At 41.7% G+C, this 15,922-nt stretch carries 11 protein-coding genes and 1 riboswitch; of the genes, 9 read left to right on the top strand and 2 right to left on the bottom strand.

All coding sequences use genetic code 11. The features are described from left to right. Positions 1-45: 45 nt before the first annotated feature. The 3 genes from pelA to MUN87_RS07635 all read left to right on the top strand — a co-directional run bounded on the left by pelA (position 46) and on the right by MUN87_RS07635 (position 6,642). Positions 46-5,832 (top strand): pectate lyase, encoded by a 5,787-nt coding sequence (gene pelA, locus MUN87_RS07645; protein WP_244747113.1) that lies wholly within the window; start codon positions 46-48, stop codon positions 5,830-5,832. 19 nt (positions 5,833-5,851) lie between these two features. After that, positions 5,852-5,951: riboswitch (guanidine-I (ykkC/yxkD leader) on the top strand. Between the two features lie 44 nt (positions 5,952-5,995). After that, positions 5,996-6,328, top strand: coding sequence for a DMT family transporter (locus MUN87_RS07640; protein WP_244747112.1), 333 nt, complete (start codon positions 5,996-5,998; stop codon positions 6,326-6,328). Then, positions 6,328-6,642 carry a DMT family transporter gene (locus MUN87_RS07635; protein ID WP_305037446.1) on the top strand — a complete coding sequence of 105 codons (315 nt, stop codon included), beginning with the start codon at positions 6,328-6,330 and terminating at the stop codon, positions 6,640-6,642. Before MUN87_RS07640 ends, MUN87_RS07635 begins: the two co-directional genes overlap by 1 nt. A gap of 632 nt (positions 6,643-7,274) precedes the next feature. On the opposite strand, the gene trhA is transcribed toward MUN87_RS07635, so the two are convergent. Next, a complete protein-coding gene (gene trhA / locus MUN87_RS07630) occupies positions 7,275-7,922 on the bottom strand; it encodes a PAQR family membrane homeostasis protein TrhA (RefSeq protein ID WP_244747111.1) in 648 nt (215 codons plus the stop codon). A 139-nt stretch (positions 7,923-8,061) separates the two neighbouring features. Here trhA and MUN87_RS07625 point away from each other — a divergent pair, with 139 nt between their 5' ends. From MUN87_RS07625 to MUN87_RS07605, 5 genes are all read left to right on the top strand, one after another. Then, positions 8,062-8,712, top strand: a complete 651-nt coding sequence (locus MUN87_RS07625) for a ThuA domain-containing protein (protein WP_244747110.1) — start codon at positions 8,062-8,064, stop codon at positions 8,710-8,712. An 18-nt stretch (positions 8,713-8,730) separates the two neighbouring features. Beyond that, on the top strand, positions 8,731-9,825 hold the full coding sequence (locus tag MUN87_RS07620; RefSeq protein ID WP_244747108.1) for a Gfo/Idh/MocA family protein: 1,095 nt from the start codon (positions 8,731-8,733) through the stop codon (positions 9,823-9,825). Between the two features lie 63 nt (positions 9,826-9,888). After that, entirely contained in the window at positions 9,889-10,857 is a 969-nt protein-coding gene (locus MUN87_RS07615; protein WP_244747107.1) for a sugar phosphate isomerase/epimerase family protein, read from the top strand. Next, a complete protein-coding gene (locus MUN87_RS07610) occupies positions 10,848-12,005 on the top strand; it encodes a Gfo/Idh/MocA family protein (RefSeq protein ID WP_244747106.1) in 1,158 nt (385 codons plus the stop codon). The genes MUN87_RS07615 and MUN87_RS07610 overlap by 10 nt, the downstream gene beginning before the upstream one ends. A gap of 923 nt (positions 12,006-12,928) precedes the next feature. Further along, the gene (locus tag MUN87_RS07605; protein ID WP_244747105.1) at positions 12,929-13,858 is read left to right on the top strand and encodes an LCP family glycopolymer transferase; all 930 of its coding nucleotides are present in this window, start codon (positions 12,929-12,931) and stop codon (positions 13,856-13,858) included. Between the two features lie 342 nt (positions 13,859-14,200). Here MUN87_RS07605 and MUN87_RS07600 read toward each other — a convergent pair whose 3' ends face one another. Beyond that, positions 14,201-14,500 (bottom strand): HesB/YadR/YfhF family protein, encoded by a 300-nt coding sequence (locus MUN87_RS07600; protein ID WP_244747104.1) that lies wholly within the window; start codon positions 14,498-14,500, stop codon positions 14,201-14,203. Between the two features lie 219 nt (positions 14,501-14,719). Here MUN87_RS07600 and MUN87_RS07595 point away from each other — a divergent pair, with 219 nt between their 5' ends. After that, positions 14,720-15,280 (top strand): hypothetical protein, encoded by a 561-nt coding sequence (locus MUN87_RS07595; protein WP_244747103.1) that lies wholly within the window; start codon positions 14,720-14,722, stop codon positions 15,278-15,280. The last annotated feature ends 642 nt before the right edge of the window (positions 15,281-15,922 follow it).

The following is a 15,922-nucleotide window of genomic DNA, read 5'->3' as shown; positions in this document are numbered from 1 at the left end:
AAAAAGGAAGAAGTGTGACGGAAATTTGAGGAGGGAGACGAGAAAATGAACGTGAAACGAATAGGCAACATAGCGCTTATATGTATGTTATTAATAACAACGGTTTTTTCTTCAATGCCGGCAATGATTGTTAAAGCTGATGACAATTTTAACAACGTTGTTATCTATGAAGATAATTTTAACGAACAAACAACAGGTGAGGCACCAGAAGGACTTGAGCTAGGGGAGACTGGCGGTACAGTTACCATAGCAGAGGAGGAAGGAAATAAAAGTGTTCATTTAAATGACACGAGTGAAAGTGATTTTGTTTCTGTTTCGAAGTCATTTGAAGATTTAACAAATCAGGTGACAGTAGAAATGAAATTTATGCAGCCGGAATATACAAGTTCGACGAAAGTGATGCGCCTTAAAGGGGATAATACCGCTGTTATTCTCGAAACGAATAATAACCAGATTGGCTATCGCAATGGCGATAAATCTTATGACAATCTGGCTGAAGTGGAACCGGGGAAATGGTATAACATTAAGGTTGCTGTCGATTTAGCAAATAAGACAGCTGATGTAACTATTGACGGGGAGGCTGTGCTAGAAGGTGCTGAGCTTAATAGTGATGCAACTGTCATTAACTATTTCGAAACCTTTACTCCGGGAAGTAAAGCGTTAGGTCACTATATTGATGATCTTAAAATTTCTCATCTTGAACAAGAACAAGTAGAAGAAAAACCAGAAGCAGATGTTTCTCACTTATTCGATTTTAACAGTGATACTACAGGGGAAGCACCAGCAGACCTTACTGTGTCAGATGGTGGCGGGACGGTAAGTGTTGCTGACGTTCCTTCTGCTGAGAACAAAAGTGTGTTTCTGGATGATACCAGTGAAGAGACCAATGTGATTTTAAGTAAAAGCTTTGAGGATCTGGCTGGTGTAGTCACAGTGGAGGCAAACTTTATGCAGCCAAGCTATACAAGCTCAACTAAAGTATTGCGCATTAAAGGGGACGGAACACCAGTTATTATTGAAACAAAGAATAATAACATAACATATCGCACTGGTGATAATTATCAACCGTTAGTAGAGTTGCAGGAGAATACTTGGTATAAAGTAAAAGTGGAAATAAACGTAGATGAGCAGAAGGCAAATATCTATATTAATGATGAGTTAAAGTTAGAGAATGCGGAGTTAAATGAGCAGGTTTCTGTCGTTAATTTTGTAGAAAGTTTTACACCGAATAGTGGAACAGACGGTCATTATATCGATGACTTGAGCATTTCTGGTTTTTATCCGAAAGATCCGGAAGAACCAACAGATCCAGAGGAACCGACAGACCCGGAAGAGCCAACTGACCCGGAAACACCAGGTGAGAATGGTGCTGGTGACATTTATGAAGCAGAAGATGCAGAGCTAAGTGATGCGATTGTTGATAATCAGCACGTTGGCTTTACTGGTGATGGTTTTGTTGATTACAAACCAAATGCACCAGGTGGTTGGATTGAATGGGAGGTTGAGGTACCAGTTGCTGGAGAATATCGATTAGATTTCCGTTATGCACATGGTGGAACTGATCAGCGTCCAGCAGATATTAGTGTGAATGGAGAAGTAGTCGAAGAAGAGTTAGCGTTTGGGCCTTCAGGTGGCTGGACTACTTGGATCAATACGTCGACAAAAGTTCAGTTAGAAGCAGGCAAGAATGTTATTCGTGCAACAGGAGCAGGAGCAAGTGGTGGTGCGAATATTGATCATTTGCAAGTGTTGATGGAAGTAGATCAGACGTACGAAGCGGAAGATGCAACACTTGATACAGAGAAAGTTATTATTGACAACAAACATGTTGGCTTTACTGGAACTGGTTTTATCGACTTTAATCCGAATGCCCCTGGCAGCTGGGTAGAATGGACAGTTGATGTGCCGGTTGCAGGAGAGTATAACTTAGATTTTCGTTATGCACATGGTGGAACTGATCAGCGTCCGTCACAAATTAAAGTGAATGGTGAAGTAGTCGAAGAAGAATTAGCATTTGCCCCTTCAGGCGGATGGACCACGTGGGTAACTACCTCGACTAAAGCTGAACTGAATGCCGGTGAAAATGTCATTCGCGCAACAGGAGCAGGAGCAAGTGGTGGTGCCAATATTGACCATTTACGCGTTCACAATAAGAATGACGGTGGTAACGAAGGACCGATTGAGATAGAAGATTCAGAGGCAGAAGAAGTAGTTGGCGGCGTTCTGTTGAAGAAACTAAGGAAGTTAGGTATTGCTGTGGATCAGCTTCCGGGTGATGAGGAAGCCATAACAAGAATCGAATTTTTTGCACTTGTGAATCAAGCGTTAGGATATGTTCAGGAAGACCAGTTCAAAAATTTATCGAGTGATGAATCTGTTTGGGGTGTTTCTACGGATGAATGGTACGCATATGTACTAGAGTCTGCCAAAGCTTTAGGCTATGCCGATCAATTGGCAGCAGGTGACTCTATCCAAGCGGACAAGGAAATTACCGAACAAGAAGCAAAACAAATTATAGCTAATATACAGGATAATACGGCTGAAGCTGGATCTGAGCAAGCATTAACATGGGGAGAAGCGAAAACACTTGCTGCATCACTTCAATCGGAAAATGAAGATGCAACGGTTGAGATTGCTGGTGCTCATGCGATATCCAGTAACGTGTTAGCTGTTACGTTAAATGGTCATTTCGAAGATTTCACTTACTCTGATTTAGAAGTGGTCGTTCCTTCAAGAAAATGGGAACTGTTAGCGCCAGGGTTTGAAAATCTCCGCATTGATAAAGCAGCAAAAGTAACCAATCAATTTGGTCAAACGGTCATTTTGATGCACAGTCAGGATGAATGGAACGAATATGGGGAATATCCACAGGAATTTGAAGAAACAAGGTTTTCAGGCGATTTAGATACGGCCATTGAAGAAGCGGATAATTTACTGACATGGCAAATGGATCATGGTGGTTGGACGAAAAACTGGCCACATATTTATACACGTCCGTGGGATGGCGAAGAGTCCCGGTCTGAATGGGTAGAAGATGGTAAGGAACTTGGTACGATAGACAATGATGCAACCATTTCGGAAATTAAGTACATTGCACAGGTTTATCAGGAAACTAAGGATCCACGCTATAAAGAAAGTGTAGAAAAAGGACTAGAGTTTTTATTTGACTTGCAATATGACACAGGTGGATTTGCACAAGTTTTTCCACGTAGAGGAAATTACTCTGATTATGTCACATTTAATGACGAAGCAATGGTCAATGTGTTAGAGATGCTTGATCTGGTAGCACAGAAAAAATATCCATTTGATTCTGATTTAATCAGTGACGAGTATGTAATTAAATCGAAGGAATCGATTGAATCTGCAGTCGATTACATTTTGGAAGCGCAGATTGAGGTAGATGGCAAATTGACTGCATGGTGTGCACAGCATGATCCAGTTACGTATGAGGCAAGAGGAGCACGCGCCTATGAGCATCCATCGATTTCAGGTAGTGAATCGGTAGGGGTGATTCGTTATCTGATGTCCAGACCGCAAACAGAAGAGATTAATCAGGCAGTGGAAGCCGCATTAGCATGGCTGGATGAAGTGAAACTGGAAGATACACGATACATCAGTGGGGATCCAAACAACGAATATTTTGTAGAAGATGAGAACTCAACAGCTTGGTATCGTTTTTATGAGATCGGCACGAATGAACCAATTTTCTCTGGCCGTGATGGAGTCATCAAGCATGACATTATGGAAATCGAAGCAGAGCGTCGCAATGGCTATTCATGGGGTGGACATTGGGGTACGCAATTGCTGGAAACAGCACAACAGACAGGAAACTATGAGAATAAAGTTTTTGTACAGGTAAGCGGCACAGAATCCGCTACTGCTGATGGCAAAACGCTAGCACAGGATCAAGTGAAAACAGTGGAAGGTCAAACGAAACAAATTGGCGAAATTGACAGTGATCTTATCGTGGCAGAAGACGGATCAGGAGATTACGAAACTGTACAGGCAGCGATTGATGCCGTACCTGCTAACAACAGTAATCCGGTGACCATTTTTATAAAAGATGGCACATATAAGGAAGTTATCACGATTCCAGACAATAAACCATTCATCACACTATTAGGGGAAAGTGAAGAAAATACGATCCTTACTTACGATAATTATGCAGGTCGTGACAATGGTGTCGGTGGAACAATGGGTACAAGTGGAAGTGCCAGTATTTACTTAAGAGCGAACGATTTAATTGTCAAAAATATGACATTGGAAAATTCGTTTGATGAAAGCATTAATGTAGAAGGCAACCAGGCAGTTGCTGTCTATGCCAGCGGGGAACGTCAATATTTTGAAAATGTCCGGTTTATAGGTAATCAGGACACGTTATATACGCGTGATGGTACACAATATTACACCAATGTCTATATCGAAGGAGACGTAGATTTCATCTTTGGTGCAGCGAGTGTGGTAATCGAGGATTCCATTATTCATTCCTTGGATAGAGGATCTGATTCTAATAATGGTTATGTAACAGCTGCAAGTACGTTACTTGATGATGAATATGGAATGCTGATCAAGGATACGTCGTTCACGAGTGATGCACCTGATGGAACAGTCTATTTAGGCAGACCTTGGCCAGCAGGTGGAAATCCACAAGCTCGAGGCAGTGTGGTCATTATGGAAAGTGAATTAGGTGCCCACATTAAAGAAGAAGGCTGGACTTCGATGAGTGGACTCCAACCGGAAGAAGCGCGTCTTTATGAATATAAAAATGAAGGTCCTGGAGCAGTCATCAATGATTCACGTCGTCAGCTGACAGATGAAGAAGCAGAGATGTGGACTGTTCAAAACGTTCTGAAAGGCTGGGATCCATCCACAGTCGATCCGGATGACGGCGGAGACGGAGATGGCAACGGAGATGGAGACGGCAATGGAGATGGAGATGGCAACGGAGATGGAGATGGCAACGGAGATGGAGACGGCAGCGGAGACGGCAACGGAGATGGAGACGGCAACGGAGATGGAGACGGCAACGGAGATGGAGACGGCAACGGAGATGGAGATGGCAACGGAGATGGAGATGGCAACGGAGATGGAGATGGCAACGGAGATGGAGACGGCAACGGAGATGGAGATGGCAACGGAGATGGAGATGGCAACGGAGATGGAGATGGCAACGGAGATGGAGATGGCAATGGAGATGGAGACGGCAGCGGAGATGGAGATGACAGTGGAGATGGAAACGGCAGCGGAGATGGAGATGACAACCAAGCCGATAAAGAAATGACCGTCAATTTAAATGAAAAAACAGAAGTAAAGGCTGGTATGACTATAACTATTGCTGATTCAGCTACGTCAGTGAAGTTGCCAGATGACTTACCAGAAGGAACAACGGTAGTGATCCAAAAGGCTGACCCAGAGAAAACTGGTGATTTAGAAACAGCAGGTGATGTGTTTACCTTTGACTTTACGTTCCCGAAGGTTGCAGAAGATTATAGCGGAGAATTTGAATTATCTATGGGCTATGATGAAGCATCCTATCAAGCGGAGCAAGTCGCCGTTTATTACTTGAATGAATCGAATGGTAACTGGGAGGAAATTGGTGGAACAGTGAAAAATGGTCAGGTATCTGCGACAGTAAAGCATTTCTCTACTTATGGTGTGCTAGCTGAATTGGATGAAAGTAAAAATGATACAGGCAATAATAATGAAGAGGATGGCATGTTGCCTGATACGGCTACAAATATCTTTAACTGGATGTTGTCGAGTACCATTTTGCTCGCTCTCGGAATGGTTATATTGATCATAACTAGACAAAGAAAGAAAAATAAGATATAGTAATAAATAACTGTATATGGTGAATGTTTTCTAGGGTTCCGCAACGTACAGTTGGTCTGGTCCGAGAGAAAACTCACAGTATGATTACTGTGTCACGGAGGGATAAAAGCCTGGGAGAATTAATTTTCTCCCAGGTTTTTTATGGATTCAAGGAGGCGACAACATGTGGAAAGAGTGGTCTAAGATTATTGTAGCAGGTCTGTTTGAAGTAGGCTGGGTTATTGGTATTACACATGCAGGGACTGTATTGGAATGGACAGCGACAATCATAGCTATTGTGATTAGTTTTTATTTTCTGATTAATGCTGGAAAAGACATTCCGGTTGGTACTGCCTATGCTGTATTCGTCGGCTTGGGAACTGCAGGAACTGTCGTGTTAGATGTTCTGCTATTTGGTGCATCGATGTCATGGGCCAAAGGACTTCTGTTATTACTTCTATTAGCAGGTATAGCAGGATTGAAATTAGCTTCAGATGAAAAGGAGGTAAGTGACTGATGGCTTGGTTTATGTTAATAGCAGCAGGGCTTTTGGAGATGATCGCGGTAATTGGGATGAATCAGTGGCATAAAACGAAATCAAAGCTAAGCTTTTTCGTGATGATTTTCAGCTTCATCAGTAGCTTTTTCTTTCTTTACCTGGCATTACAAACGATACCGATGGGTGTAGGCTATGCTGTTTGGACTGGTATCGGTGCCGCTGGAGGGGCTTTGGTCGGCATGATTTGGTATAAAGAATCTGCCAATTTCAAACGAATCTTTTTCCTGATACTCATTATTGTAGCGGTTATTGGATTGAAATTAGTAGGTTAACCTCCGGTGGAAAGTGTCATATATCAGGTAGAAGCATAATTGGATAAGGTATAATAACGCTCAGATGAAAAATTCTGAGCGTTTTTTTGGGATAAAGTAAAGGGGGATGTACATAAAGCAAAAGCAGCATATTTCCATGTATTTTTCTCAATCGCCGATAAAGGAGCCAAAAGTAGAAGGAGAGCCCCTGAGATTTGTTGCGTTTCTCGATAAAGGAGCCAAAAGTAGAAAGAGAGCCCCTGAGATTTGTTGCGTTTCTCGATAAAGGAGCCAAAAGTAGAAAGAGAGCCCCTGAGATTTGTTGCGTTTCTCGATAAAGGAGCCAAAAGTAGAAAGAGAGCCCCGAGATTTGTTACGTTTCTCGATAAAGGAGCCAAAAGTAGAAAGAGAGCCCCGAGATTTGTTACGTTTCCCGATAAAGGAGCCAAAAGTAGAAGGAGAGCCCCTGAGATTTGTTACGTTTCCTCGATAAAGGAGCCAAAAGCAGGAAGAGTCCCGAGGATTTATCTCGTTCCTTTCTCTCATCACGAAACCAAACTATCGAAACATATCTACGCTTCAATACGAATAAAAAAGGATACGAAACCATGGATCGAATCCAGATTTCGCATCCTTTCTAATTGTCACGTCATTTATTCCACCGGCAATACATACAATAGTACAGCGAAAAAATGCATAATCGTACCGGCCAGCACAAACAGGTGCCAGAGGGCGTGATGGTATTTAAAGCCGCGCCATACATAAAATACAGCACCAACTGTATATAGAACACCGCCCAAGACAAGTAATCGTACACCGTTAGGGGCGAGCGTTTCTACGAGTGGATTCCAAGTGAATACGATAAGCCAGCCCATGATCACATACAGTATGGTAGAAAAGAAAAGAAATCGCTTGACGAAGAAAGCTTTGAACACCGTACCGCCAATCGCCAGTCCCCAAATGATCCCGAATAATGTCCAGCCTTCCCAGCCACGAACGATAACAAATAAAAATGGTGTATACGTACCGGCAATAAAAAAATAGATCGAGGAATGATCTAATATTTCAAACACATCTTTTGCCTTTCCTTTTGGTAAGCTGTGTAATAGGGTTGAAGATGTATAGAGTAATACCATGGTAACGCCGAATAAAGTGAAGCTGACGATATGCCATGGTGAGCCGTGTAAAGAAGAAAAGACGATTAAAAGCACCAGGCCGGCGATACTGAGTGCCATCCCGATTCCATGCGTAACGGAGTTAGCAATTTCTTCTTTTAGTGAAAATTCATGTGTGGAGCCCATTTGGACACGTTCCTTCCGTATAATTTCGAGTATATTCATATTATCAATTTTTTATTTTATAAATGCAAACGAATCACTTTGTTTTACCGTTGAACTTAGTTATAATGAAAGCGTAAACACACAATAGGGAGGTTGCAGAATGAAACAGGCATTAATTTTTCAAGGTGGTTGGCAAGGGCACGAGCCAGAAGATGTAGCTCATATTTTGGCAGGATTATTAGAAAAAGAAGATTATCAGGTGAAGATCACAGATACGTTACAAACATTGGCAGAAGATGATTTAACTCAGTATGATCTGATTGTGCCGAATTGGACACAGGGTACGATTGAGCAAGAGCAGCTTCAACCATTATTAAAAGCAGTGGAGCAGGGAACAGGATTGGCAGGACTTCATGGTGGAATGGGGGATTCCTTCCGGATGGAAGTCGATTATCAATTTATGGTTGGTGGCCAGTGGGTAGCGCATCCCGGCAATGATGGGGTGGAATATGATGTACATATTGTCGATGCGGACCACCCGCTTACTGAGGGAATGAAGGATTTTAAAGTCGTGTCTGAGCAATATTACATGCATGTCGATCCAGCCGTACAGGTACACGCAACGACAAGATTTCCAGTGGCAGAAGGACCCTACCAAACAAATGGTGAAGTAGATATGCCCGTTGTCTGGACGAAAAAATGGGGAAAAGGAAAGGTTTATTATTGCGGCTTAGGACACGTGGCAGAAATCGTCAAGATGCCAGAGGTATTGCAATTGATGAAAAACGGTTTTATTTGGGCCAGCAGATAGAGGAGGCGGAGGAAAATCATGAAAGTAGGTATTATTGGTTGTGGGAATATTAGTAAAATATATTTAGAAAATGCAACGCGATTTGCTAATTATTCGATTGAAGCGGTAGCAGATCTTGTACTGGAGAGAGCACAGGAACGTGCAGAACAATACCATATTCCGAAAGCGTATACAACGGAACAACTGTTAGATGACCCTGAAATTGATTTCGTCATTAATTTAACTATACCAGCTGTCCATGCTGAGATTGCAATCAAGGCATTAGAGAAAGGTAAGCATGTATATGGTGAAAAGCCGCTAGCTGTCTCATTAGAAGACGGCCAGCGCATGATCGAAACAGCGGAGGAAAAAGGGCTGATGATTGGTAATGCGCCAGATACTTTTCTTGGAGCAGGTATTCAGACTTCAAGAAAATTGATAGATGATGGATGGATTGGACGTCCGCTTTCCGCGACTGCGTTTATGATGATAGCCGGTCATGAACGCTGGCATCCCGATCCCGCATTTTACTATCAAGAAGGCGGGGGACCAATGTTCGATATGGGGCCTTATTACTTACATGCTCTCGTCAACTTATTAGGTCCAGTTGCCCGTGTCACCGGTTCAGCACAGATGGGCTACACAGAAAGAACGATTATGAGTCAGCCTAAATTCGGCGAATCGATAAAAGTAGAAACACCGACACAGATTAATAGTGTATTAGATTTTGAAAAAGGTCCCGTAGCATCCATGATCATGAGCTTTGATACCCATGCTCATCAGTTACCGCATATTGAAATATATGGAACAGAAGGTACATTATCAGTACCAGATCCGAATACGTTTGGTGGTCCCGTTTATCTAAGAAGACATGATCATAAGGAGTGGCAGGAGATTCCGTTATCACACGGTTTTTCTGATAACAGCAGAGGCTTAGGAGTAGCTGAAATGGTCGATGCCATTCAAGCTGGCAAATCAGCGAGAGCGAATGGTGATCTGTCCTATCATGTACTAGAAATTATGCATGGCATACTAAGCTCTTCTACAGAGGGGAAACACCAAGTGCTGTCAAGCAGCTGCGTACAGCCAGATGCCCTGCCAATAGGTTTTGATGAGAAACATTTTTTTTGTTAAATACCGGTAACAACGTGATTCACAACATAAATTATCAAAAATAAATCAATGAGGTGATGGATTGTGAAATTAGGTGTATTTGCGGTTCTATTTGGAGACAAATCATTGGAAGAAGCATTGGATAAGGTTCAGAATGCAGGATTAGAAACGGTAGAAATAGGTGCAGGAGGCTATCCAGGTAATGCACATTGCAACCCGGAGATTCTTCTGCAGGATGAACAAAAATTACAAGCATTCCAACAAGCATTTGAACAGCGGGGGATATCGATTAGTGCCTTAAGCTGTCACGGTAATCCCTTGCACCCAAATCAAGATATAGCATTACAGCATCATCATCAATTTGAACAAACGGTTTTATTAGCAGAAAAAATAGGCGTCGATACAGTAGTAACTTTTTCTGGTTGTCCGGGCGAATCGGAATATTCCCGTAATCCAGTGTGGGTGACAGCTGCCTGGCCAGATGACCATCCTGAAGTATTAGCATGGCAATGGGAAGAAAAGGTGATTCCATATTGGAAAGAGCAGCAAGCCTTTTTGCAGTCACATGGTGTAAGAGTGGCGATTGAGCCGCATCCAGGCTTTGTTGTTTATAATAACGAAACAGCATTAAAGTTGCGCGCATCTTGTGGCGAGCAAATAGGCGTCAATTTCGATCCCAGCCATTTGTATTGGCAACAAATGGACCCGGTAATCAGTATTAAAGAATTAGGTAAGCACAATGCCTTGTTTCATTTTCATGCAAAAGACACAGCTATTGATCCTGAAAATACGGCAGCTAATGGTGTATTGGATACAAAGCCATATAGTGATGAACTAAACCGTTCCTGGATTTTCCGTACGATCGGCTATGGACATGGTGAACAGGAATGGAAGCGAATCATTAGTGCATTGCAGCTCATCGGTTATCAAGGTGCAGTCAGTATCGAACATGAAGACAGCTTAATGTCAGTTGATGAAGGTTTTCAGAAGGCAGTTGATCTATTACAGAATTGCTTAATTAAAGAGAAGGTAGGTGAAATGTGGTGGGCGTAAAACCAAAGATCAGGATCGGAATGATTGGGTATCAATTTATGGGAAAAGCACATAGCCATGCGTATCGAGATTTGCCTTTTTATTTTGATAATCCGTTAGAACCTGAATTAACGGTGATTGCCGGTCGTAACGAAGAAGCAGTAAAAGAGGCCCAGCAAAAAATGGGCTGGTTAAGCTATGAAACAGACTGGCGTCGCGTATTAGAACGCGATGATGTAGACGTGATCGATATCGTAACACCGAATCATACGCATGCAGAAATCGCCATTGCTGCTGCTGAAGCGGGGAAGCATATTATTACAGAAAAACCATTGGCTTTAACGGTTGAGGAATCAGAAAGAATGCTCGAAGCAGTACAGAAGAATAACGTGAAGCATATGATTTGCCATAATTATCGCTTCGTTCCGGCGGTTCAAATGGCGAAGCAACTGATTGAGCAAGGTCGGATCGGACGAATCTTTCATTTCCGGGCCAATTATTTACAGGATTTTATTATTGACCCCAACTTCCCACTCGTTTGGCGTCTGAAGAAAGAAGTATCAGGTTCTGGTGCACTAGGCGACATCGGGGCGCACAGTATTGACTTAGCACGTTTTCTTGTAGGTGAGCTGAAGGAAGTAACCGCCATGATGGAAACTTTCATAAAAGAACGCCCTATCGGTGAAATGACAGGAGGTTTGAGTGCAAAAGGCGATAACTCCGAAATGGGAGAAGTTACAGTGGATGATGCAGTAGCGATCCTTGCCCGATTTGAAAATGGAACGTTCGGAACCTTTGAGGCAACCCGCTTTGCAGGTGGTAATCGCAACAAGAACAAATTCGAAATTAATGGTGAAAAAGGTTCGATTCGCTGGGATATGGAAAATATGAATAATCTCGAAGTCTACTTAGCAGATGATGAAACAGGTGTGCAAGGCTTCAGACTGATAAATTGTACCGAAGAAGTCCATCCTTATGCCGGCGCCTACTGGCCAGCTGGTCATATTATCGGTTATGAGCATACGTTTATTCATTTAATGGATGAATTTCTCAGAGGCATTCATGAGAACCGCCAACCTGTGCCAAACTTTGAAGATGGCGTCAAAAACCAGCGGATCCTGGCTGCAGTGGAACAATCTGCTCAGGAAAAGCGTTGGATAAGCCTATAACGAGCAAAAAAGTATTCCTCCGTGCTAGGGGAATACTTTTTTAATCAGACTAAAAAGTATAAAAGTGCAGTAACAGCAGTAATCATATGGAACAAGAAGGTGAGTTCCTATAATATGGATTATGTAAAGTAACCTCTTTATGCTTAGTAGTAATTTTGAAATGATTCATGTGCTGGGATACCGCTCCGGCCAACCACTTCGCGTCCTGCGGGCACGGCTGAAGCTAGGATACTACACGAATCACTTCTCTGCCGCCTTGCACCGAGGAAGCCTACTTCGAAGCGTTACTAGAAGACGCAGGTGCAGACGTTGTGGATCTTCAGCACCTGCCTGTCCCGCGGGAGTCTACGTGGTTGACCTACGCTAGGTTAGGGAATCTACAACTTCTGTAAGAGCTAGCATTTTGATCGTTGCATGTATAACAACACTTGAATGACTAAAATAATGCCTAGAACCACTGCTTTTTGATGTTCCATACGTTGTAGCACTTCCCTTAAGCGTAGGAAATAGGCGGAGACTCCTCATGCCTCAGCGCGAGCTGAAGATCCACTTAGTTTGTGCCTGCGTCTGAAAGTATAGCTTCGAAGTGAGCTTCCTCAGCACAAGGCAGCAAGGATGTAAATCAAGTAGTAGCCTAGCTGAAGCCGTGCCCACAGGACGCGGAGCCTATTTCCGGAGCTTTGCTAAGCAGATGATATCTATCAAAATTACCCACTATGTCAGACAGTGCTACTTTACATAATCCATATTATAAGAAGTTGTATACTACTCACATCAATTAGGACCGGCGAGTTATGCCCGGTTCTTAATATATTGTATCTTCTAAATATATTAAAAATTGCTAAAATATTCTATTAACATTAATCTATTTTACTCATAACTATGTTATAATGTGGAAGTGAAAGTAAGAATATAGAGATAGGATGTTGAGGGTGGAGACTAGATCGAATCGAAAGAAAATCAACAAAAAATGGTGGATATGGACACCAATTATAATTGTCGTTGTTTTGATTGCGGTTGTGGGAGGATATGCGTTATCGATTGTCAATAATGTAGAAGAGACATTTAATACGAAAATGCATGATCCGGTGGAATCTATTGATCAGGAGAAAGTAAAACAAAAAATGGATGCATCTGAGCCATTAAATATCTTGTTGTTAGGTGTTGACGAAAGAGGAAATGATGTCGGCAGATCTGATGCATTAATGGTATTAAATTTAAAACCTGAAACAGAAGAAATGCAATTAATCAGTATTCCACGGGATACTAGAACATTAATTGTCGGCAGAGGAGAACAAGATAAAATTAATCATGCCTATGCGTTTGGCGGTCCGGATATGTCGATTCAGACAGTTCAGCATTTTCTTGATATTGAAATTGATTATTTTGTTCGGGTCAATATGGAAGGATTACAAGAGTTAGTAGACGAACTAGGTACGATAACAGTCGATAATGAAATAGAATGGTCAGATGGTACATATCAATTTACCAATGGTCCAGTGGAAATGGATGGTGCGAAGACACTTGCCTATGTAAGAATGAGAAAGCAAGATCCAGCAGGTGATTTCGGCCGGACAGAACGTCAGCGGAAAGTGATCGAGGCGATCATTAATGATGGTGCTAATGTGGCAAATGTAACGAAGATTAACGAACTAATTAACATCATGGGCAATAATATGTCCACAAGCATCGATTTCAATGCGGTGAAGTCATTACTGGGCGGCTACACCAATACAAGAAAAAATATGAACAGTTATCAAATGCAAGGATCAGGAACGACCATAGATGGCATATACTACTATATTGTACCAGAAGAAGAAGTGGCAAAGGTACAAGCTATGATAAACAGCTAATACAGTACAGTATTAGCTGTTTTAGTTTTGTGTAAAGAATGTACGTCATGAAGGCGATTAAGAAAAGTTAAGTTGAAAGTAGGTTCTTATAATGCGAATTATGTTAGTGTTGCGACCATTTTAGTATATTGTTTCTGTTGGGATACGCTCCAGCCAACCATTCTGACGCCAACAATTTTTAAAGAGATTTACTAAGTAAATGAAATCTTTCAAAATGGCCATAATGTCAGCTAGTTCCACTTTACATAATCCGTATTATAGGAACTCAAACTTCATGTTTAATATGATTACTGCTGTGGCTATACTTATATACTTTTTGATAAAAAAAGTGAGGGGGATCCCTCACTTTTCCTCTTCATACTCATATTTTACTTCTTGTAAATCCTCATCAAATTCAACATGTAATTGATACCCTTTAAAATACCAGGCATCTGTATCCTCAATGAAAAATGTAATATTATCTATTTCTTTGGTCACCAAAGGCTCTTCGATTGGTTCATTTAATGCGAATGCAAGGGAGAATCCTTCGTGTATCGGGCTATAGCCACCGTATTTGGCTTGGAACTTAATCGTGCTTCCTTCTTTCACTTCTACTTCATCTTTGAACCATTGTAATGCTTTTTCAGATACTTTAATGTCCATGTTGATCCACTCCTTTGTCACTGACTCATTTTACACTCTTCCCTTTATGTACTAGATTTACACACATATAAAATATTTCCTGGGAAATTGTCGAAATAATAATAGATTGCAAAGTCTGTCGGATGATTGACAGTTTCACATTGAAGTGATTTTTGTTATACTAATGAAAGCAAAACATAAGACCGTGTAGCGGGGATGAATTTTAAGGGTGGTGTGAAGATGACAGTCCAATATACAAATTTTCGTGGTGATGAGTACTTTTTACACATGAAGAAAACTAGTGAAGGTAATCTTAATTATTACTTTAAAAAAGACGATCCGAATACTTCCGTTGACAGTATTCCTGAAGGATACGAAATATATGAACATCCAAATGGCCGTGTCTTTTTAACAAAGGAGAAAGAGCGGACCATTACTGATCAAGAAGTAAAAATTATTGAAGCAAGTATCAACAATTACAGTCCAATTAAAGATTGCAAACTTGATCCAAAAGGTGATAGTGTTTTTGTTTATACGTATGAAAATCCGGTACCATTCAATGAGAACCCATTAATTGTAGAGGCATTATCTGATCCGAAATACAAGACGTATGTCGAGCAATTATGCTTTACGATTATAAATAAAGAAACTAGAGAATTTATGGTGGAACGAAAATCCTATACGGGAGATAAGGGCCAGCATTGGCTATACTTAGAAGCTTCTACTGATTTGGAACATCTAACAGAAAAATATATGCAACACTTAGGTCAAGACAGTTACTTTGACTTAGATTCTATGTAAAGAAGAATGGGGCAAAAGGTGACCTAAACAAATCAATAGCCGAGCATAACACGAAATGTCATCAGACAAACGCGTTATGTTCGGCTTTTTCTTATGAACAAAGAAAGTATACACGTACAGTCATAGAAGTAATCATGCTAAATAGGAAAGTAGGATCTTATAATATGGATTATGTTAACTAGGGCTGTATGGCAAAATGGCCATTTTGATATATTTTATCTGCTTAGCAAAGCTCCGGAAATAGGCTCCGCGTCCTGTGGGGTCGGGTTCAGCCTCCTCGCGAGCAAAAATCGCTCACTGCGGGGTCTTCACACACGACTCATCCCACGGGAGTCTCCGCCTATTTCCTACGCTTAAGGAAGTTCTACAACGCATGGAACAGCTAGAAGCAGTGGTGCTAAGCAATGTATTTCATCAATTAAGGTGTAAATCTTGCAGATAGTGCTTCATATCCTAGCTGTCGCATAAATTGTGGAGCTATACATCAGCGGAGGCCAACCACGGAGACTCCCGCGGGATTGTGCAGGTGCTGGAGATCCACTTTGTGAAGTGTTCTTCTTCACAAAGTTAGCTCCAGCCGTGCCCCGCAGGACGCGGAGTGGTTGGACGGAGCGGTATCATACCACACATAATTTTTCAAAA

It is taken from the genome of Gracilibacillus salinarum, from assembly GCF_022919575.1.
GTDB classification, from domain to species: domain Bacteria; phylum Bacillota; class Bacilli; order Bacillales; family Amphibacillaceae; genus Gracilibacillus; species Gracilibacillus salinarum.
Note: the sequence above shows the minus strand (reverse complement) of the source record. Positions and strands in the feature narration are given on the sequence as shown.